Below are 20,144 nucleotides of genomic sequence, written 5' to 3'. Positions count from 1 at the left end.
TGAGCCAAATTTGATGCAAAGCCGCACCAGTTCCTTCGTGAAAAAGCCCCATTGGAAACGCCATAGTTAACAAGATGTTGCCACAGCAAAGCAAAACGGGCATTTTCATGGCGAGAATGAGGCAGACCGCCACAATTGGCGGAAAAGAAACGGCACAAGGGGTCCGGCATCGTATCGGCTCCGTGCAAGGCAAAGGGTTGGGGCAGTGGTCTCTCGGCTGACAGGCGCACTGGTGCGTGCCATTCTGGTGGCGTTGGTCATTGCGACCCCGGCGCTGATGCTGCCCGGAATGGGGCCAGACACCAGGCAGATCGCCGCGCTGATCGCGCTGTTCGGTGCCTTGCTGACGTTTTTCGAATATGCCTCGGTCTATCCCGGCCTTGTCGAGTTCCGCGATGCGCCACCCTTCAACCGCATCCGCTATGTGGCACTTCTGGCCAGCGTGTTCCTGCTTTCAACACTGGTTCGCAGCAGCACCGACCCCACCGCTCTCAGCCGGTTGGTCGAGGTGACCGGCGCGGCGGTGACGCGCTCGATCGATTTTCCGTTCTCGCCGGTCCGCTTGCTGGTGCTGATGCTGCCCGAAGGCAGCAGCCCGGAACACCTGCAACAGGTGCGTTCGGCAGCCGGCCTTTCCTATGTCATCTCGCTGACCTCGCTTGGGTATTTCGTTCTGATCCTGCGCACGATGGGTTGGCCGCACAGCGCGGGCGGCTTCAATGTCTGGGTCAACCTGCCGACTTTCGACCCCACCGCGGGGGGGGATGTTGTTGCGCGGCTGCGCCGTGATGCGCGGCTTAATGTGGCGCTCGGCTTTCTGCTGCCGTTCCTTGTGCCCGCTGCGGTCAAGGCCGCCGCCAGTGTATTTTCGCCGGTGACGCTGGATTCACCACAGACTTTGATCTGGACCGTCATTGCCTGGGCTTTCCTTCCCGCCAGCCTGTTCATGCGCGGTATCGCGATGGGCCGCGTAGCCGAAATGATCGAGGCGCGACGGCAGCTCAACACCCGCGCCGAAGACGTGCTGGCACCGGCATGAACCGGCTTTGGGCTGCCGGTCTTGCGGCAGCCCTGCTGGCGCTGCCCGCAGAGGCCGAAACGCTGCGGTTTGCCACCTTCAACGCCGATCTCAGCCGTGCTGGCCCTGGGCTGCTGCTGCAGGATCTTCGGCGCGGATCATCGGCGCAGGCGGCGGCTGTGGTCGCGATCATCGCCGCCACTTCGCCCGACGTTCTGCTTTTGACCGGCATCGACTGGGACCATGACCTCTTGGCGCTGCGTGCACTTGAGGCGGCGCTTGCGGCGAAGGGGGCGGGCTACGGCTACCTCTATGCGCCGCGCCCGAATGCGGGCATGGCGACAGGGTTTGACCTCGATGGCGACGGTCGGCTTGGTGGCGCACGCGATGCGCAGGGCTACGGCAGATTCACCGGCGAGGGCGGCATGGCGCTGCTGAGCCGCCTGCCGATCCTGGCGGGCGAGGCGCGCGATTTCAGCGGCTTTCTGTGGCGCGATCTGCCCGACTCGCTGCTGTCCGGCGCGGGGCTCTCGCCCGAAATCGAGGCGGCGCTGCGGCTTTCCAGCATGGGGCATTGGGACGTGCCGCTGCGGCTGCCGGGCGGCGGCACCCTGCATGTTCTGGCGTTCATGGCCACGCCGCCGGTGTTTGACGGGCCGGAAGACCTGAACGGGCGGCGCAACCACGACGAAGCGGCGTTCTGGCTGCGCTACCTTGAAGGCGCGTTGCCGCAGCAGCCGCCCTCCGCGCCGCTGGTACTGATGGGGGACGCGAACCTTGACCCGGTCGATGGCGAGGGGAGGCCAGGGGCGCTGCGGGCGCTGTTGGCCCATCCGTCGCTGCAAGATCCCGCCCCGGCCAGCGCGGGCGGGGTGGCCGCTGCCGTAGCGCAGGGCGGGCCGAATGCGACACAGGCCGGCGATCCGGCGCGCGATACCGTGGATTGGCCGGAAACCGGCGATCTGGGCAACCGCCGGGTCGATTATGTGCTGCCCTGGGCGGCGGCGAAGGTGAGCGGCTCGGGCGTGGTCTGGCCTGCGCAGGGCGAGCCGCTGGCCGAAACCGCCGAGGCCGCCTCGCGCCACCGGCTGGTTTGGGTCGATATTGATTTCCCCTGATGCCGGGGCGAAAGCGCGGAACCTTCGCCGCAGGTGGGGCTTATCGCCCCTGGAGCCCCCGCGCCGCCAAATGCTCCGCCACCACCTGCGGCAGTGTCTTGGACGAAAAACCGGGCAACAGGTGGGCGAAATCGCCACCATCAATGCTGTGCGGCGTCTCGTAAAGGTAGCGCATTTCCAAAAGTTCGCGTCCAAGTTCCCAGACCGGTGCCGCGAGCCGCAGCGCCCACCACGGAAATCGTTTGAGCGCGACCGGGCGGCTTAGCTGGCGGGCCGCCTCGGCGGCGAGATCAGCGGGCGAAAATGTCAGCCCGGCAAAACCGATGTCATTGAAGGCGGGTAGCGCGGGCAATTGCTCGGCCAGCGCCACCGTGGCCCGCCCGAGGTCGGAAAGGTCGGCCCAGGCATGCGGCACCTCGGGCGCGCCAAGCGCGGTAACCCGGCCCCTGGCGATGGCTTTGAGCATCACCATATTCAATATCGTTCCAGCGTTGCCTGCCGCCACGAAATCGCCCGCGCGAAGGATCACCACCTTCTGGCCGCGCCCCGCCGCCTCGTGGTAGCGCGCCTCCATCTCGGCACGCACTTGCCCCTTGCGCGCCACCGGGCGGTGCGGCGTGGCGGCTCCCCAGGGGCCAGGCTCAGTGCCGAACACATAGACATTGCCCGGCACAAGAATCGAGGCCCCGCTTGCCCTTCCCGCCGCCAGCACCGAAGCGGTGATTTCGGGTATAAGCCGCGCCCAAGCGTGATAATTCGGCGGGTTTAGGCCGTTGACGATAAGGCTTGCGCCCCGCGCCGCAAGGCCCATGTCGGTGCCGCGCGCGTAGCGCGAAACCTGCCAGCCCGCCGCCGCAAGCGCCGCCGCCGCCGCGCCGCCGAAATTTCCGCCCGCGCCCAGCACCAATACCGTTTTGCCGACCATCGCCACCTCCGCCACTTGCCAGCCAAGATCGGAGCTGCTGCGCCGCATTTCCATTGCCCGAAACTGCGCATCTGCTACTCATTTCTGCATGAATAGCTCAACCCCGGATTGGGCCCTGTTGCGCAGCCTGCTGGCGGTGGCCGATGCAGGCTCGCTTTCTGCTGCGGCCCGCGCGCTCGGAACCAGTCAACCGACGCTTGGCCGCCACATCCGGGCGCTGGAGGCAGGTCTTGGCCAGCCGCTTTTCACCCGCGCCGCCGACGGGTTGCGCCCGACCGAGGCCGCGCGCGCCCTTGTTCCCCATGCCCGCGCCATGCGCGAGGCGGCGGAGCGGCTGGCGCTGACTGCTGCGGCGCAGGGCGCAGGGCTTGGCGGGGTGGTGCGCATTACCGCCAGCCGGATCGTTTCGCACCACCTCATCCCGCCGATCCTCGCCCGGCTGCGGCATGCGCACCCGGAAATCGAGATCGAGCTGACTGCGACGGACACCACCGAAAACCTGATGTTCGGCGAGGCCGACATTGCGGTGCGGATGTATCGCCCGACCGAACCAGAGGTCGCCGCGCGGCATGTGGCAGATCTGCCAATGGGGTTGTTCGCCGCAAGAAGCTACCTCGACCGCGCCGGGCGGCCGGAAAACATGGACGCGCTGCTGCGACTTGACTGGGTGGGGTTCGACCGCTCCGACATGATCTTGCGCTTGATGGCGGGGCTGGGGGTGAATGTCGGTCGCAACTTCTTTGCCACCCGCTGTGACGACCAGCTGGTGTACTGGAATCTGGTGCGCGCGGGTTGCGGGGTCGGCGGCATGCAGACAGGCATTGGCGATGCCGACCCGGCACTGGAACGCATCGCGGATTTTATCGCGTTGCCGCCAATGCCGGTCTGGCTGACGGTGGCGGAAAGGTTGCGTGCCAACCCAAGGGTGCGGCTGGTACTGGAGGCGCTGGCCGAGGGTTTTCGCGCCCCGCTTGACCCCGCCCGCGCCAGCCGCTAGGCCGCTCGCAACCCCGCTATAAAGGAGCGTTTCATGGCGAACCCTTCACTTCTCATTCTCGCCGGCGACGGCATCGGCCCCGAGGTCATGGCCGAAGTGAAAAAGATCATCGGCTGGTACGGCACACGCGGCGGGGTAAAGTTCGATGTGTCGGAAGACCTCGTCGGCGGCTGCGCCTATGACAAATACGGCACGCCGCTGCATGACGACACGATGGCCAAGGCGCAGGCGGTCGATGCGGTGCTTCTGGGTGCCGTGGGCGGGCCAAAATACGACAATCTCGACTTCAGCGTGAAGCCCGAGCGCGGGCTGTTGCGGCTGCGCAAGGAGATGGACCTGTTTTCCAACCTGCGCCCGGCGCAGTGCTTTGACGCACTCGCCGATTTTTCCTCGCTGAAACGCGAGATCGTCGCGGGGCTCGACATCATGATTGTGCGCGAGTTGACCAGCGGCGTCTATTTTGGCGAACCGCGCGGGATATTCCCCGATAACGAGGGCGGGCGCGTGGGCATCAACACCCAGCGCTACACCACCAATGAAATCCGCCGGGTGGCGCGCTCGGCGTTCGAGCTGGCGCGCAAACGGTCGGGCAAGGTCTGCTCGATGGAAAAGGCAAACGTCATGGAATCGGGCATTCTGTGGCGTGAGGAAGTGCAGTGGGTGCACGATCACGAATACCCCGATGTGGCGCTTTCCCACATGTATGCCGACGCCGGCGCGATGCAGCTTGTGCGCTGGCCGAAGCAGTTCGACGTGATCGTGACCGACAACCTCTTTGGTGACCTCTTGTCCGATTGCGCAGCAATGCTGACCGGCTCGCTTGGCATGCTGCCCTCGGCCAGCCTTGGAGCGCCAATGGCGAACGGGCGGCCGAAAGCGCTTTACGAGCCGGTGCATGGCTCGGCACCAGACATTGCCGGGCAGGGCAAGGCCAACCCGATCGCGACCATCCTCAGCTTTGCGATGGCGCTGCGCTATTCCTTCGATCTTGGCACCGAGGCCGAGCGGCTGGAAAAGGCGGTGGAGAAGGTGCTGGCCGATGGTCTGCGCACCGCCGACCTGATGGGCCCCGAGGGCGGCAAACCGGTTTCCACCGCCGAAATGGGCGATGCGGTGGTGGCAGCGCTGGACGCGAGCCTTTAGGTCAAATACAGGACCACGGCAAAGGCCCGCCCGACCGGCGGGCCTTCAGCTTTTCTGCTTTGCGGCGGCGCGGTAATGCGCGATCCGCTCGATATGGTCATAGACCCGCTCCAGCCAGCGCATCGCATCGGTGCGCCGCAGCAACTCGCCTGGCGCTACCCGCCAATCCGGCTCGCGCAAAAGCGCGGCGCGGCGATGCCGCCGCGCCCGCGCATCGACGAGGGTGGTCAGCCGGGCCAGCCGCGCAACCGGCAGATCGCACTGCAACACCAGGGACAAAAGCCGCGCCGGGCGGGTAAGCCGGGCATCGTCCGCAAGCTCGCTGATCCGCTCGCCCTCATGGCAGCGGGCAAGCAGCCGGGTCAGGTGGTCGATCTGGTGCAGCAGCGCCGCAAAGCGTTCGCGTGCCTGCGTCCGCTCCGCTGGCAGGTTGATCTGCACCAGATAGGCTTCAAGCTCTGCCAGCGCGGGCCGCACCCGGCTGTCAAGCACCACAAGCCGCCGCAGGTCGCGCCTTGGCCCAAGCGCATCGGCAAGCGCGGTGCTTATCGTGCGCGCCACCGCATCGGCTACCGCCTGAACTGCATCCATCGCCGCGCCCTCATCGGCCAGAAGCCGCAGGTCGAGCGGCTCGGCAAGCGCCGCCCGCCGCATCGGCACCAACCGCTCGACCAGCGCGGCGAAAGGCCCGGTCAGCGGCAGAAACACCAGCGTGCCAAACAGGTTGAAGCCGGTGTGAAAGAGCACAAGCGCGGTCGGGTCATCGCTGCCAAGCGGGCTGGCATGCAGCAGCGGGGTGACCAGACCAATGAGCGGAAAGGCAAGTGCCGCAGTGGCGAGATTGAACAGAAAGTTGGCCAGCGCCGTCATCCGCATCGCCCGTCCGCCGCCGAGCGCTGCCAGCAGCCCGGTGAAAGTGGTGCCGACATTCATCCCCACCACCAGCGCCGCCGCCTCGGCAAAGCCGAGCGCACCCGAGCCCAGAAGCACCAGCGCCAGCGCCACCCCAGCCGAGGAAGACTGCATCAACAGCGTCAGCACTATCCCCAGCGCCGCCAGCTGCAGCCGCGCAAGCCAGCCGCCGCCCGCAAGCAAACCGGGCAGGATCCGACCATCCAGCCCGGCCATCGCGGCCTGCATCATTTCCAGCCCGATGAACAGCAGCGCAAAGCCAGCCAAAAGCCGCCCCGCGCGCTCCACCCGGCCCCGCCCGAGGAGGCCCATCAGGCTTGCCACGAAGACCAGCGGCAGCGCTGCCAGCCCGAGTTGCAGCTTGAAGCCAACCAGCACCACCACCCAGCCGGTGATTGTGGTGCCGATATTGGCACCATAAAGCACGCCGAGCGACTGGCTGAAGCCGACCAGCCCGGCACCGACAAAGCCGATGGTCATGACCGTGACCGCCGAGGAGGATTGCACAACCGCCGTTGCCACGGCACCCGTTGCCACCCCGGCCAGCGGCGTTTCGGTGAAGCGCGCTAGAAGGTGGCGCAGCCGACCTGCCGCGAGTTCGCGCAACGCGGTAGTCATCAACCCCATGCCAAAAAGGAAGAGCCCGACCCCGCCCAGAAACTGCGCCACCCCCTGCATTGCTTTGCCCCCCGCCGGGGCCGATCATCGGGCATGCGAGAAACACCCGCAAGGGTGGTGCCGGGGGGCATTGAGGCGGCGCGGCAAATCTGCGATTGTTGGTTAGCGCGAACAGGGCAGCAGGGCGATGGTCAACAACAATTTCAAGGGCGCGCTGCTCGCACTTCTGGCGCTTGGCATATTCGCCACGCATGACGTGGTGGTAAAGATGCTGGGGCGCGGGTTTTCGCCGTTCCAGATCATCTTTTTCGCCTCGCTCATCAGTTTTCCGATGGTGACGCTGATCTTGCTGCGCGACCGTGCCGGCGGCAGCCTTCGGCCCAACAACCCGCGTTGGGTGGCGATGCGCACGGTGATGACGCTGATCACCGGCATCGCGGCTTTTTACGCCTTTTCGCATCTGCCTTTGGCACAGACCTATTCGATTCTGTTCGCATCGCCATTGCTGATTACCGTGATGGCGATACCGATTCTGGGCGAGCGGGTGCGGCTCAGGCGCTGGGCGGCGGTGGTGGTGGGGCTGGTCGGGGTGCTGGTGGTGCTGCGCCCCGGCGCGGTGCCGCTGAGCATGGGCCACCTTGCGGCACTGACGGCGGCGGTTTGCGGCGCATTCGCCACGGTGATCGTGCGCAAGATCGGCAATCAGGAGCGGCCGCTGGTGCTGATGATCTACCCGATGACCGCGAACTTTCTGTTTACCGGTGCCGCGCTGCCCTTTGTCTATCAGCCGATGACCATCACCGAACTTGGGCTGATGGCGGTGATCGCGCTTTTTGGCCTTACCGCCTCGTACCTCTCGATTCTTGCCTACCGGCTTGGCGAGGCGGTGATCGTGGCACCGATGCAGTATTCGCAGATGCTTTGGGCAATCGGCTATGGCTGGTTCCTGTTCGGCGAAAGCGTCGATACCTATACGCTGATCGGTGCCGCGATCATCATTGCCTCGGGGCTTTACATCGTGCTGCGCGAAAGCCGCGCGGGGAACTCGGAAAACACCCCGGTGCTGCAAAGCCAGGGCCGGGCGGAAACGGTGACAACACCGCGCGGCTCGATTCTGCAACGCCTGCTGAACCCCGGCGCGCGCGGCGAGCGCTAGCGGCTTTCCCCCCTTGCAAAGCACCGCGCGAGCCTCTAAACCCCGCGCCACAGTGTCGGAGCGTAGCGCAGCCTGGTAGCGCACCTGCTTCGGGAGCAGGGGGTCGGAGGTTCAAATCCTCTCGCTCCGACCAAATTCCCGCCCATTGTCGATGCGACCCTGATGGCGGCTTGCGCTCGCCGCTGCAATGCGCAGAGTCCGGCCCGATCAGGGGAGTTTCCGGCATGAAGGTTGGTATCGCGTTTCTGGTGGCGGGCTATGTGCTCAGCCAGTTCTACCGCGCCTGCCTTGCGGTGCTGGCACCGACGCTTGGCACCGAGATCGGCGCGGTGCCCGGCGATCTCGCGGTGTCGCTGGGGCTTTGGTACGCGGGGTTCGCGCTGATGCAACTGCCGGTCGGCGCGGCGCTTGACCGGATCGGGCCGCGGCGCACGGTTTCGGTGCTGCTGTTGCTTGGCGGCGGCGGCGGCGCGGCGGTTTTCGCGCTGGCAACCGGACCATGGGGCGTACATCTGGCGATGCTCCTGATCGGCATCGGCTGCGCGCCGGTGCTGATGGGCGGCTATTACATCTTCGCGCGGATGTATGCGCCTGCCGTGTTCGGCACGCTGGCGGGGGCAATGATCGGGGTGGGCAGCCTTGGCAATCTTGCGGGTTCCACCCCGCTCGCATGGGTGATCGGGGCAGCCGGATGGCGGCAGACGCTCTGGGGGCTGGCGGCAATCACCGCGCTGGTCGCTGCCGCGATCTGGCGCTTTACCCGCGACCCCGCCCGCGCCGAGCGTGCGCCCGGAGCAAGCGGATCGGTGCTGGGTCTGCTGCGCATTCCCGGTCTTTGGGCGATCTTGCCGCTGATGGCGGTCAATTACGTCGCCGCAGCGGGGCTGCGCGGCGTCTGGGCGGGGCCATACCTGACGCAAATCTACGGTGCCGACACTGCGGCAATCGGCAAGGCAACGCTGGTAATGGGGCTGGCGATGGTCGCGGGCAATTTTCTCTATGGCCCCGCCGACAGGCTATTCGGCAGCCACAAGCGGGTGGTGTTTGGCGGCAACGCTGTTCTGGCGGCGATTCTTGCCACGCTCTGGCTTGCCCCCGATGCGGGGCTTTGGCAGGCGACGGCGTTGATGGCGGGGGCGGGGTTCTTTGGTGCCACCTTCCCGGCGATCATGGCGCATGGTCGCAGCTTTTTTCCCGCGCATTTGGTCGGGCGGGGGGTGACGCTGCTCAACCTCTTTTCCATCGGCGGGGTCGGCATTCTGCAATTCGCCTCGCGCCCGGTCTACGAGGCGGCCGCGGCGCGCGGCACCGAAACGCAGGCGTTTTCGGCGCTGTTCCTGTTCTTTCTCGTGCCGCTGGTCGGCGGGTTGCTGATTTACCTCTTCGCCCGCGACAGGGGCGAGGCGACGCATTAGAACAGCGTCATGAACCCCGCCGAAATCGACGTTATCGCCCCGAACCTCAAGCGCCGCCTTTCCGGCGTGACGGCTACCATCGTGCGGCTGGTGCCGGTGCAGGCGCGGATGATCGGCATTGCCGCCACCGGGCCGGGGCTGCCTGCGGATCTGCCGCATATCGCGCTCTGGCGGTTGCCGTGGCTGCCGCGCGACCGCTGGCGGGTCTGGCATGCGCGGCGCAACACCGAAATGGTGCTGGGTCTGGTGCTTCGCCGGGTGTTTCGGCGCAAGCTCAGGCTGATGTTCACCTCGGCGGCGCAGCGTCACCACCGCAGCTTCACCCGCTGGCTGATCCGCCAGCAGGAGGCACTTGTGACGACCTCGCCAGCCGCCGCCGGGTATCTGGAGCGCCCGGCAAGGGTGGTGATGCACGGCGTCGATACCGCAGTGTTTACCCCCGAGCCCGATCGCGCGGGGCTTCGCCGCGCGATCGGCTGGCCGGAAGATGCAGTCCTGCTCGGCTGCTTTGGCCGCATCCGCGCGCAAAAGGGTGTCGATCTGCTCATCGAAGCGGCGCTGCGGCTGTTGCCTGCGCGGCCAAATGTGCAGATCATCCTTACTGGCCGCATCACCCCCGACAACCACGCCTTTCACGCCGATCTGGCGGCGCGGCTTGCGGCCGCCGGGCTTGCCGAAAGGGTGCGGTTTCTGGGCGAATTGCCGTGGTCGGATCTGGTGCGGCACTATCAGACACTCGATCTCTTCATTGCCCCAGCCCGCTGGGAAGGCTTTGGCCTGACCCCGCTTGAAGCCATGGCTTGCGGCGTTCCGGTGGTTGCCACGCGCGTCGGTGCCTTTGAATCGCTGATCGTCGAGGGGGTCACCGGCTCGCTTGTGGCCCCCGGCGATGCCGATGCGCTGACCGAGGCGATCCGCGGCTGGATCGATGCACCCGACCGAATAATGCGGGCGCGCGAGGCGGCGCGGGCGCATGTGCTGAACGCCCACGCGATTGCGACCGAGGCCGAGGCGCTGGTTGCGATCTACCGCAGCCTGCTGGAGCGCGCGCAGTGACCCCGCTCGCCTTCCTTCTCGCCCGCACGCTGCGCCGCGAGGCACCGCTGATGGCGCTGTCGGTGCCGCAAGCGGCGTTGCTCGAGGATTTGCGCGGCAGGACCGTGGCGTTGGTGGGCAACGCCCGCGCCCTTGCCACAACCACCCATGGCGCTGCAATCGACGCCGCCGATATCGTCATTCGCATCAACCGTGCACCGATGCCCGCCCCCGCCTCGCACGGCAGCCGCACCGATTGGCTGGCGCTGGCAACCGGTTTGCCCGCCGCTGACCGGGACCGGCTGGCAGGCGCGCACAAGCTCTGGATGAGCCCGAAGCGCAAGCGGCTGAGCCATGCGGTGGCGCTGAGCCCCGGCTTCTACCTGCACCCGCTGCCCGATTATGCCCGCCTTGCCGCCGAAATCGACGCACCGCCGACCACCGGCCTCATGCTGATCGAGCTTCTGGCCCGCTCGCGGATGAAAAGCCTCAGCCTTTTCGGCTTTGACTTCTTCGCCTCGCTGTCGCTTTCAGGGCACCGCAGCGCCGGGCAGGTGCCGCACGACTTTGCCGCCGAAGCTGCCTTTGTTGCAGCGCTGATGGCGCGGGATTCGCGCATCACCCGCGCCGAATAAAACAGAAACCGCTTTTCGCGCGCACACCTTTGGGCTAACGCAGCGACGTTCTTTCTTCAGGAGATGCCTCATGGGCTACAGGATCGTTGTTGCCGGTGCCACGGGGAACGTGGGCCGCGAAATGCTGAACATCCTCGCCGAGCGTGAGTTTCCGGTGGACGAGATCGTGGCGCTCGCGTCGCGCCGCTCGCTCGGCACCGAAGTCAGCTTTGGCAACAAGACCCTGAAGACCAAGGACCTCGACACTTTCGATTTCACCGGTTGGGATATCGCCTTTTTCTCGATCGGCGGCGAGGCGACCAAGATCTATGCGCCGCGCGCTGCCGCCTCGGGCTGTGTGGTCATCGACAACTCTTCGCTCTACCGCTACGACCACGACATTCCGCTTGTGGTGCCGGAGGTGAACCCCGAGGCGGTCGAGCTTTACAAGAAGCGCAACATCATCGCCAACCCCAACTGTTCCACCGCGCAAATGGTGGTTGCGCTGAAGCCGTTGCATGACCGCGCCCGCATCAAGCGCGTGGTGGTCTCCACCTACCAGTCGGTCTCCGGCGCGGGCAAAGCCGGCGTCGACGAGTTGTGGGACCAGACCAAGGGCATCTATGTGCCGGGCCAGGAGGTCGCGCCGAAGAAGTTCACCAAGCAGATCGCCTTCAACGTCATTCCCCATATCGACGTGTTCCTTGATGACGGCTCGACCAAGGAAGAATGGAAGATGGTCGCCGAGACGAAGAAAATTCTCGACAAGTCGATCAAGGTCACCGCGACCTGCGTGCGGGTGCCGGTGTTCGTCGGCCATTCCGAGGCGATCAACATCGAGTTCGAGGAATTCCTCGACTGGCAGGAAGCGCAGGACATTCTGCGCGAAGCGCCGGGAGTGCTGGTGATCGACAAGCGCGAGAACGGCGGCTACATCACCCCGGTCGAATGCGTCGGTGACTATGCCACCTATGTTTCGCGCATTCGCCAGGACAGCACGGTCGAGAACGGCCTGAACATCTGGGTCGTGAGCGACAACCTGCGCAAGGGTGCCGCGCTCAACGCGGTGCAGATTGCTGAAGTGCTGGGCAACCGCTGCCTGAAAAAGGGCTGATCCGGGCCGAAGCGACACCACCACCCGAAGAGGCCTTGCCGGGAAACGGCACGGCCTTTTTGGTTCCGGGCAGCAGTTTCCCGCGGGTTCCAGGCGCGGCAATCTGCCGCAAGCGGGCAAGGGGCTTGTGCTATCGCGCGCGCAAGCGGACAATTCGCCTGTGTTTTTTCACAGGAGAGCCGCATGCGCAGCCTGACCCTTGCCCTTGTTCTTTGCACCACAGCCCCCACCGCACTTTTCGCCGACACGCTCATCACATCATCGCGGGTGGCGCGGGTAACGCTTTACCCCTGGGGGGCGAGCGTGGTGCGCATCGTCGAGCTTTCGGCACCCGCCGGCGTGCATGAGCTGATCGTACCCGATCTGCCGCTCGATACCGATTCGGGCAGCCTGCGGGTGGCCGGGGAGGGCATATCGATTGGCGCGGTGAACCTGCAATATGACCGCCTGCCAGTGACCGAGACCACCCCAGACCCGGCGATTGCCGCCGCTGAAGCCGAGGTCGAACGGCTTGAAGGCGTGGTGCGCGACAACGAGGCGGCGATTGCCGCGATCCGGCTCAGGGTCGATGCCGCCAACCGGCAGGTCGCCTTCCTGTCGAAGCTTGGTCAGGGCGAAGGCAGCACCGCCGAAGACCTGCGCGCGCTGTCACGGATGGTTGCCGAAGAGGTGCTTGCCGCCTCGCAGGCCGCCTTTGCCGCCGATCAGGAGGCGATGGAAGCCGAGCGCGCCGCCATTGCCGACCTCGATGCATTGGACGACGCCCGCCAGGCGCTTGCCGCACTGACCGACAGCGGCGAGGACTTTGCGGCACTGGTGGCGGCGGTCGAGATCGGCACCAGCGGCACCGGCACGGTCGAGATCACCACCTTTACCGATGCCGCCAACTGGCAACCGGTTTACGATTTGCGGCTGACCCGGGTTGGCGCTGCCAAGCCCTCGCTGTCGCTGGAGCGTGGGGTGCTGGTGTCGCAATACTCGGGCGAGGACTGGCGCGGGGTTGACCTTGTGCTTTCCACCGCGCGGCCCTCGGACCAGTCCGAACCCTCGCGGGTCAACGCCTGGCTGCGCCGCATTGGCCCGCCAGAGCCGCCGATGGTTGCACTGTCGGCCCCGCGTTTTGAAGCGAAAGGGCTTTTCGATAGCTACGCCGAGGAACCTTCGCCGGTGGTCGAAACCGCCGCGCTGGAGATGATGGGGGCCACGGTGACCTACCGCTATGGCGCGCCGGTCGATATCCGCGACGGGGTCGATGCGCTGCGGCTCAGGCTTGATACGCTGACGCTTGCCCCCGAGGTGGTCGCCGAGGCGGTGCCGCTGCTTGACGAAACCGCCTTTCTTGTCGCCAAGGCGCTGAACGACAGCGGCCAGGTGCTGCTGCCGGGCGAGGCGACGCTATACCTCGATGGCGCGATGGTCGGGCTTGCCAACCTGCCGCTGACCGCCGCCGGGGCCGACCTGCGGCTGGGATTTGGCCCGATCGACGGGCTCGTGCTGACCCGCACCGTTCCCACCAAGACCGAAGGCGACCGGGGTCTGATCTCCAAGACCAATCAGCAGAACGAAACCGCGGTGCTGACGATCGAGAACCTGACCGAAGAGGCCTGGGCGCTGCGCGTGCTCGACCGGGTGCCCTATTCGGAACAGGAAGATCTGGTGATAACCTACAAGGCCACCCCCGCCGCGACCTTCACCGATCTTGACGGCAAGCGCGGTGTGCTGGCGTGGCAATCGACCCTGGCACCGGGGAAAACCCAGACGATCCGGCTCGAATCCACAATCAGTTGGCCAATCGATCAGGTGCTGCGCTAGGGTAGCGGCCAGCGCAAGGCCCGCTGCGGGATGAACTTGAAGCGGCGGGCGCACTGCCCCGCCGCTTAGCCTTGCCGCAGCACTCAGGCGACCTTGCCTGTGGGCCGCGTGGAGGTGGCGCGCGCGGGCACCGCACCCGGGAAGGGCGCGCGAAAACGGATGCAAAGCGCGGGCAGGCTGGTCCCCAGCGCCTCGATCGGCATCAGGGCGCGGTTGGCGGGCCAGGAATTGAGCGTCAGCACACCCGCCTCTGAAAGGCGCAACACGAAGCCCGCCATGCGCAGCCGGGTTTGCAGATCGAGCCAGCCGCGCGCCGCGCCAAGTGCCGCCAGCACCAGCGCAAGACTGCCGCCTCTCATACGCTCGGGCAGTGGCGCGGCCGACAGCGCAGCTTCCAGCAACGCACGCACGACATCGGCAGGGCTGCGCCCCTGCATCCGCGCCGCACGATCAAGCGCGTCAATCACGTTGTCGGGCAGGCGGAGCGAGACGAGCCGGTGCTGGGTCATGCCGCAAGCTTGGCAGCCAGCCCTTAAACCGTGGTTAAAACTTCCGGCTCAGAGCGGCACGAAACCTCGGGCGGCGGCATCATATTGCAAAAGCCTGCCTTCGCCGATATCGGTCCAGAGCCCGTGCAGGGTCATCTGCCCGCCCGCAAGCGCGGTTTTCACGAATGGGAATGTCATCAGGTTTTCCAGGCTGATGATCACCGACTCGCGTTCCAGCGCGGTGATCCGCTCGGCCTCCGGCACCCCGGCCACGCGCTCGAATCCCGGGCGCAGGATGCCAAGCCATTTGCCGACAAACGAGGTTTCCCGCTCCAGTTCCGGGGCCTTCCCGGTGCACATCGCGTGGCAGCCCAGCACGCCGCCGCATTGCGAATGGCCTAGCACGATCAGATGCGCGACCTTGAGCGTGGTCACCGCATATTCGACCGCCGCCGAGGTGCCGTGGTGGTCGCCATCGGGCGCATAGGGCGGCACGAGGTTTGCAATGTTGCGGTGAATGAAGAACTCACCCTGATCAGCACCGAAGATCGAGGTCACATGCACGCGGCTGTCGCAGCACGAAATCACCATGGCGCGCGGGCGTTGGCCATCTTCGGCCAGGCGGCGATACCAGGCACCATTTTCCGCATAGGTGGTGGCCCGCCAGCCGTGAAAGCGCTGCACAAGATACGAGGGCAGCGGCCGCACATGGTCCATCATCGGGGCATCTCCTCAGCTGCGTTACCGCCAATAGCTCGCAAGCGCCGAAAATTCGAGCGGTTTTTCCGCCAGCCCGCAACCTTTTCTTGACGCCCCCGGCGCAGGTTCGGCCTGGGCTTGGGGGCCTTATCGGAGGGTGGCGGGGTGGCGGTGATATCCGTTTTGCACCATCAGGAAGGCGTTCGGCTCGACCCTGACCGGGTGGTGGCGCTTTACGCCGAACTGGGCGAGACCGGGGCCGAGGCGGTGATGTGCCGCGCGATCGAAGAGCTGGCCCTGCTGCTTGCGGCGCTGCAACAGGCAGCATGCGGCGGCGCGCTCGGCGCGGTGGTGGAAGCAGCCAGTCGGCTTGGCGGCCTGGCAACACAGATCGGCATGGCGTCGCTGGCGCGGGTTGCGGGCGATGTCGCGGATGCGGCGCGGCGCAGTGATGGCGCAGCACTTGCCGCCACGCTGGCGCGTCTGGTGCGCATCGGCGACCGCTCGCTGACTGCGGTCTGGGATATGCAGGACCTCAGCCTTTAGCCCTCGATGCCCCTTGCGGGGGGCGCAGAGGGCGGTAGGTTGGCGGCGACCGATCAAGGATACCCGATATGCCGCTTCACTTTGCCGATCCCGCAGGCCCCTCGCTGCCGCTGACCCTGGTGCCCGAAGCAGGGTTGGCCGAAGCCCTCGCGCGGTTGCCCGATGCCGCCCGCCGTTGGGCCGAGGCGCAGGGCTTTGCCGCCAAACTCGGCCAGTGCTGCGTGCTGCCCGATGCGGCTGGCGCGGTGCAGGGCGCGCTTTTTGGCCTTGGCACCCCGGCGGCGCGGGCGCGCGGGCGCTTTCACCTCGCCACCGCCGCCGAGGCGCTGCCCGCCGGTGCCTGGCACCTTGACGGCGCGCTTGCGCTGCAGGAAGCCGAGGAGGCAGCGCTTGGCTGGCTGCTTTCGGGCTACCGCTTTGGCCGCTACAAGGCCGCAACGCCGCCCAAAGCCACGCTGAAATGCCCAGCCGGTGTGAATGCCGCGCGGCTGGAAGCGATTGCTGCGGGCGAGGCACTGACCCGGGATCTGATCAACACCCCGGCGTCGGACATGGGCCCGGACGAACTGGAGGCGGCCTTCACCGCGCTTGCGGCGCGCCACGGTGCCAGCACAAGCGTGGTGGCGGGCGAGGCGCTGCTGACCGGAGGTCTGCCGATGATTCACGCGGTGGGCCGTGCCAGCCCACGCGCGCCGCGCCTTCTGGACTTGCGCTGGGGCAGTGCCGGGCCGCGCCTGACGCTGGTCGGCAAAGGCGTGTGCTTTGATACCGGCGGGCTTGACCTGAAGCCGGCCGCCGGTATGGGGCTGATGAAAAAGGACATGGGCGGGGCCGCAACGGTGATGGGGCTGGCCGAAATGATCATGGCGCTCGGCCTGCCGATCCGGCTGCGGGTGCTGGTGCCTGCAGTTGAAAACGCGGTTTCCGGCAATGCCTTTCGGCCGCAGGATATTCTGACCAGTCGCAAGGGCCTGACCGTCGAGGTCAACAACACCGATGCCGAGGGGCGGCTGGTGCTGGCCGATGCGCTCGCACTGGCCGATGAAGAGGCCCCGGACCTGCTGCTGTGCATGGCAACGCTGACCGGTGCCGCCCGGGTTGCGCTGGGGCCGGATGTGCCGCCCTTCTACACCGACGACGAACCGCTTGCCGCAGCGCTTTCCAGAGCGTCGTCGAGAGTGGCCGATCCGCTCTGGCGGATGCCGTTCTGGACCCCCTATGAGGGCCAGATCGAACCCGGCATTGCCGACCTCGACAATGCACCTTCGGGCGGCATGGCAGGCTCGGTCACGGCGGCGCTGTTTTTGCGCCGGTTCGTCACCGCCACACCGCGATTCGTGCATTTCGATATTTACGGCTGGCAGCCGGTTGCCGCCCCCGCCCGCCCGAAAGGAGCGGTGGGACAGGGGGCGCGCGCCATTCTGGATGCCCTGCCCGAGGTTTTCGGGCTATGACCGGCGACCGCCGCACCCTGCCGTTTTCGGGCCGCGTCGCGCATGTGTCGCTGCGCGGGAAAGTCGAAGCGGAAAGCTTCACCGAGGGTTCCGGGGCGCGGCTTGGGGTGCCGCTGGCCGATCTTTGCGCCAGCCCCTTTGGCAAACGCGAGCGGCAGTTGCTGCTGGGTGCGGCGCTGAACGTGTTCGAGCGGCGCGATGGGGCCGCTTTCATGCAGGCAGCGGCCGATGGCTATTGCGGCTGGGTGGCCGAGGCGGCGCTGGCGCAACCACAGGAGCCGACGCATTGGGTGGCTGCGCCCGCAAGCCACCTTTACCCGGAACCGCAGGTGAAACAGCGCGAAACCGCGGCACTTTCGCTTGGGGCGCGGGTTCGGGTGGTGGGAGAGACCGGCAAGTTTGCCGAAACCGCCGATGGCGGTTTCATTCCGCGCATGCATCTGCGGGAAATCGGCGACTGGGCGCAAGACCCGGTCGCAGTGGCCGAGAGCCTTCTGGGCACCCCCTACCTCTGGGGCGGCAACAGCCGCGCCGGAATCGACTGTTCGGGCCTCGTGCAGGCGGCGTTGTCCGCCTGTGGCTTGCCCTGCCCCGCCGACAGCGACCAGCAATGCGACGCGGTTGGCACCCTGCTGGCCAAGGGAACGCCGCCGCGCCGGGGCGATTTGCTGTTCTGGCCGGGGCATGTGGCAATGGCGGTTTCCGATGCCGTGCTGATTCACGCCAACGGTGCAAGCATGAGCGTTGCCTATGAGGGCATCACCCCATGCCTTGCGCGCATTGCCGCCAGCGATGGGCCGTTGCAGGCACTGAAGCGGCTTTAACCTACCGCCCGGATCAGCTTGCGTTCCAGCACGCGCAGCACCGCCGCCAGATCTTCTCCCCGCCTCATCACCTGCCCCGCGGCACCGAACACCGCGTACTGCCCCTGCCTCGCCCGCTGGCGCGGGCGCTTTTCAATACGGTAGAGCGGGCTTTCGCTGGCCCTGCGGAACACCGAAAACACCGCGACCTCGGGCATGAATACCAGCGCGTAATCGCGCCATTCGCCCGCCGCAACCATCCGCCCATAAAGCTGCAGGATCGGCCCCAGTTCGGCGCGGCCAAAGGCCACAAGTTCGGGCAGCGCGGCCTGCAAGGGGATCGGCGGTTGCAGCGTCATGCCGACATGCTGGCACAACCCGGCGGCATCAGGCAAGCGCCGCAATTATGCCACAAAAAGACCCTGCGGTTTTCACGCCATCAGCGCGCGTTTGCCGCGATCAGGGGGCAAAACAAGGGCAGCGGAAAACGCTAAACCCCGGCGGTGTGCAAACAGCCCCCACCCAGTTCGCACCGCCGGGGCGACCTTCCGCCCGCAAGACCCCGCCCGAAACGGCGGGGCCTTCGCGTTTCGCGGGCCTCAGCCGCAGCTTAGACGCTCGATCCGCCCTTCGACGTCAAGCTGCACGTTGAGCCGGGATTCGCTGTAATCCTGCGTCACAAACTCGCCAAAGCGGATCAGCCGCCACGGGTCCGGGATGGTTTCCGCCTTCAGCGCCGATTCGGGCTGCCCGATCAGATGCAAGAACGCGGCGCTGTTGCAGGGGTCGGGGTCGCTGCCGGGAAGCGGCGGCGTCAGCGCAAGCCCCGGCTGGGCGGCAAGCGCCAGAGCCATCAGCAGTGCAAGCGTGGTCCTTCGCATGTCCATGTTTTCACCCACAATCAATGTTGAAGATATTGCCCGCCGCATCAAGCCGGAACACGATCCGGCCAGCGACATATTCCTGCGGTTCAATGCCTCGCCACGTCACCACCCGATAGGGCCGGGTGATACCTAGCGTTTCGATCACCGCGCCGGGTTTGCTCAGGTAGGGCACATAGTCGATGGCGTGGCAAAGATCGGGCTCCTTCGCCTCAAGCCCCGGTGCCGCAATGGTGGGTGCCGCGATCGCCCCGGCCAGCGGCGTAACCGTCACCGGCTCGCTGGAGAGCGCCATCGGCGGCACCTCGGGTGCCGCAACGCAACCCGCAAGAACCAGCAGCGCAGCAAAAAGCATTTTTCGCGTCATCCGAACCAACCCCGATATTGCACGCCCATCAGCTTTCGCCCAAGCTTGCCCAATATAGGGGGAGGTTGTGCCGATGAGAACCCGTGCTGCTGTAGCGCTTGCGCCCGGAAAACCGCTGCAAGTGATGGAGGTGAACCTGGAAGGCCCGCGCGCGGGTGAGGTTCTGGTGGAAATCAAGGCCACCGGCATCTGCCACACCGACGAATTCACCCTTTCGGGTGCCGACCCCGAGGGGGCCTTTCCGGTGATTCTGGGGCATGAGGGCGCGGGGGTGGTGCTGGAATGCGGGCCGGGTGTCACCAGCCTGAAGCCGGGCGACCACGTGATACCGCTTTACACGCCCGAGTGCCGCGAATGCCCCTCGTGCCTTTCGCGCAAGACCAACCTTTGCACCGCGATCCGCGCGACGCAGGGCAAGGGGTTGATGCCCGACGGCACTACCCGGTTTTCGATGCTGAACGGCACGCCGATCTTGCATTACATGGGCTGCTCGACCTTCGCCAACCACACGGTGATGCCCGAGATCGCGCTGGCGAAAATCCGGGATGACGCGCCCTTTGACAAGGCCTGCTACATCGGCTGCGGGGTCACGACCGGGGTGGGGGCGGTGATCAACACCGCCAAGGTGGAAATCGGCGCCAAGGCGGTGGTGTTCGGGCTCGGCGGGATCGGGCTCAACGTCATTCAGGGGCTGCGGCTGGCGGGTGCCGACATGATCATCGGGGTTGACCTGAACCCCGCCAAGCGGGCCTGGGGCGAGCGCTTCGGGATGACCCATTTCATCAACCCGCGCGCGGTGGGCGATGTGGTGGCGGAAATCGTGAACCTCACCAAGACCCCGCTCGACCAGATCGGCGGCGCGGATTATTCGTTCGACTGCACCGGCAATGTGACCGTGATGCGGCAAGCGCTGGAATGCACGCATCGGGGCTGGGGGGTTTCGGTGGTGATCGGGGTGGCCCCGGCGGGGGCGGAGATTCAGACGCGGCCATTCCAGCTTGTGACCGGGCGGGTCTGGAAAGGCACCGC

21 protein-coding genes and 1 tRNA gene are annotated in these 20,144 nt (G+C 66.4%); 15 read left to right on the top strand and 7 right to left on the bottom strand.

Annotated features, from left to right (window positions below; translation table 11 throughout):
• Positions 1–205 precede the first annotated feature (205 nt).
• A complete protein-coding gene (locus Q8J98_RS00200) occupies positions 206–1,039 on the top strand; it encodes a hypothetical protein (RefSeq protein ID WP_305184384.1) in 834 nt (277 codons plus the stop codon).
• A complete protein-coding gene (locus Q8J98_RS00195; RefSeq protein ID WP_305292440.1) occupies positions 1,036–2,136 on the top strand; it encodes an endonuclease/exonuclease/phosphatase family protein in 1,101 nt (366 codons plus the stop codon). Before Q8J98_RS00200 ends, Q8J98_RS00195 begins: the two co-directional genes overlap by 4 nt.
• Before the next feature lie 40 nt (positions 2,137–2,176).
• On the opposite strand, the gene Q8J98_RS00190 is transcribed toward Q8J98_RS00195, so the two are convergent.
• On the bottom strand, positions 2,177–3,109 hold the full coding sequence (locus Q8J98_RS00190) for an epimerase (protein ID WP_305292438.1): 933 nt from the start codon (positions 3,107–3,109) through the stop codon (positions 2,177–2,179).
• Between the two features lie 40 nt (positions 3,110–3,149).
• Between Q8J98_RS00190 and Q8J98_RS00185 the strand changes: the two genes are divergently transcribed.
• Together Q8J98_RS00185 and leuB are read left to right on the top strand one after the other, a co-directional pair.
• On the top strand, positions 3,150–4,058 hold the full coding sequence (locus Q8J98_RS00185; RefSeq protein WP_305292436.1) for a LysR family transcriptional regulator: 909 nt from the start codon (positions 3,150–3,152) through the stop codon (positions 4,056–4,058).
• 33 nt (positions 4,059–4,091) lie between these two features.
• Positions 4,092–5,201, top strand: a complete 1,110-nt coding sequence (leuB, locus tag Q8J98_RS00180; RefSeq protein ID WP_305292434.1) for a 3-isopropylmalate dehydrogenase — start codon at positions 4,092–4,094, stop codon at positions 5,199–5,201.
• Positions 5,202–5,246: 45 nt separating this feature from the next.
• Here leuB and Q8J98_RS00175 read toward each other — a convergent pair whose 3' ends face one another.
• Complete coding sequence (locus Q8J98_RS00175) at positions 5,247–6,791, bottom strand: Na/Pi cotransporter family protein (RefSeq protein WP_305292432.1); 1,545 nt, start codon at positions 6,789–6,791, stop codon at positions 5,247–5,249.
• Positions 6,792–6,918: 127 nt separating this feature from the next.
• Between Q8J98_RS00175 and Q8J98_RS00170 the strand changes: the two genes are divergently transcribed.
• From Q8J98_RS00170 to Q8J98_RS00140, 7 genes are all read left to right on the top strand, one after another.
• Complete coding sequence (locus Q8J98_RS00170; RefSeq protein WP_305292429.1) at positions 6,919–7,887, top strand: DMT family transporter; 969 nt, start codon at positions 6,919–6,921, stop codon at positions 7,885–7,887.
• Between the two features lie 56 nt (positions 7,888–7,943).
• A tRNA-Pro gene (locus Q8J98_RS00165) sits at positions 7,944–8,020 on the top strand.
• Between the two features lie 91 nt (positions 8,021–8,111).
• Complete coding sequence (locus Q8J98_RS00160) at positions 8,112–9,302, top strand: MFS transporter (protein ID WP_305292427.1); 1,191 nt, start codon at positions 8,112–8,114, stop codon at positions 9,300–9,302.
• Positions 9,303–9,311: 9 nt separating this feature from the next.
• Positions 9,312–10,358, top strand: coding sequence for a glycosyltransferase family 4 protein (locus tag Q8J98_RS00155; RefSeq protein WP_305292425.1), 1,047 nt, complete (start codon positions 9,312–9,314; stop codon positions 10,356–10,358).
• Positions 10,355–10,972 carry a glycosyltransferase family 29 protein gene (locus tag Q8J98_RS00150; protein WP_305292423.1) on the top strand — a complete coding sequence of 206 codons (618 nt, stop codon included), beginning with the start codon at positions 10,355–10,357 and terminating at the stop codon, positions 10,970–10,972. The genes Q8J98_RS00155 and Q8J98_RS00150 overlap by 4 nt, the downstream gene beginning before the upstream one ends.
• A gap of 70 nt (positions 10,973–11,042) precedes the next feature.
• On the top strand, positions 11,043–12,065 hold the full coding sequence (locus tag Q8J98_RS00145) for an aspartate-semialdehyde dehydrogenase (RefSeq protein ID WP_305292421.1): 1,023 nt from the start codon (positions 11,043–11,045) through the stop codon (positions 12,063–12,065).
• Positions 12,066–12,248: 183 nt separating this feature from the next.
• On the top strand, positions 12,249–13,877 hold the full coding sequence (locus tag Q8J98_RS00140; RefSeq protein WP_305184371.1) for a DUF4139 domain-containing protein: 1,629 nt from the start codon (positions 12,249–12,251) through the stop codon (positions 13,875–13,877).
• Positions 13,878–13,960: 83 nt separating this feature from the next.
• Here Q8J98_RS00140 and Q8J98_RS00135 read toward each other — a convergent pair whose 3' ends face one another.
• Positions 13,961–14,386 (bottom strand): CopG family transcriptional regulator, encoded by a 426-nt coding sequence (locus Q8J98_RS00135; RefSeq protein ID WP_305292418.1) that lies wholly within the window; start codon positions 14,384–14,386, stop codon positions 13,961–13,963.
• A 48-nt stretch (positions 14,387–14,434) separates the two neighbouring features.
• Positions 14,435–15,082, bottom strand: a complete 648-nt coding sequence (locus Q8J98_RS00130) for a carbonic anhydrase (RefSeq protein ID WP_305184506.1) — start codon at positions 15,080–15,082, stop codon at positions 14,435–14,437.
• A 147-nt stretch (positions 15,083–15,229) separates the two neighbouring features.
• Between Q8J98_RS00130 and Q8J98_RS00125 the strand changes: the two genes are divergently transcribed.
• The 3 genes from Q8J98_RS00125 (at position 15,230) to Q8J98_RS00115 (ending at position 17,888) form a co-directional block, all read left to right on the top strand.
• Positions 15,230–15,610, top strand: a complete 381-nt coding sequence (locus Q8J98_RS00125; protein WP_305292416.1) for a hypothetical protein — start codon at positions 15,230–15,232, stop codon at positions 15,608–15,610.
• 68 nt (positions 15,611–15,678) lie between these two features.
• Entirely contained in the window at positions 15,679–17,064 is a 1,386-nt protein-coding gene (locus Q8J98_RS00120) for a M17 family metallopeptidase (RefSeq protein WP_305292414.1), read from the top strand.
• Entirely contained in the window at positions 17,061–17,888 is an 828-nt protein-coding gene (locus Q8J98_RS00115) for a C40 family peptidase (protein ID WP_305292412.1), read from the top strand. The genes Q8J98_RS00120 and Q8J98_RS00115 overlap by 4 nt, the downstream gene beginning before the upstream one ends.
• Here Q8J98_RS00115 and Q8J98_RS00110 read toward each other — a convergent pair.
• From Q8J98_RS00110 to Q8J98_RS00100, 3 genes are all read right to left on the bottom strand, one after another.
• Entirely contained in the window at positions 17,885–18,226 is a 342-nt protein-coding gene (locus Q8J98_RS00110; protein WP_305292411.1) for a DUF2794 domain-containing protein, read from the bottom strand. The genes Q8J98_RS00115 and Q8J98_RS00110 overlap by 4 nt on opposite strands.
• A 240-nt stretch (positions 18,227–18,466) precedes the next feature.
• Positions 18,467–18,754, bottom strand: coding sequence for an I78 family peptidase inhibitor (locus Q8J98_RS00105; RefSeq protein ID WP_305292410.1), 288 nt, complete (start codon positions 18,752–18,754; stop codon positions 18,467–18,469).
• A 4-nt stretch (positions 18,755–18,758) separates the two neighbouring features.
• The gene (locus Q8J98_RS00100; protein ID WP_305292408.1) at positions 18,759–19,115 is read right to left on the bottom strand and encodes a hypothetical protein; all 357 of its coding nucleotides are present in this window, start codon (positions 19,113–19,115) and stop codon (positions 18,759–18,761) included.
• Between the two features lie 73 nt (positions 19,116–19,188).
• On the opposite strand from Q8J98_RS00100, the gene Q8J98_RS00095 reads away from it, so the two are divergent.
• A partial coding sequence (locus tag Q8J98_RS00095; protein WP_305292407.1) for an alcohol dehydrogenase catalytic domain-containing protein occupies positions 19,189–20,144 on the top strand: 956 nt, incomplete at its 3' end.

This window comes from Phaeovulum sp. (assembly GCF_030684035.1).
Classification (GTDB): Bacteria; Pseudomonadota; Alphaproteobacteria; order Rhodobacterales; family Rhodobacteraceae; genus UBA6213.
Note: the sequence above shows the minus strand (reverse complement) of the source record. Positions and strands in the feature narration are given on the sequence as shown.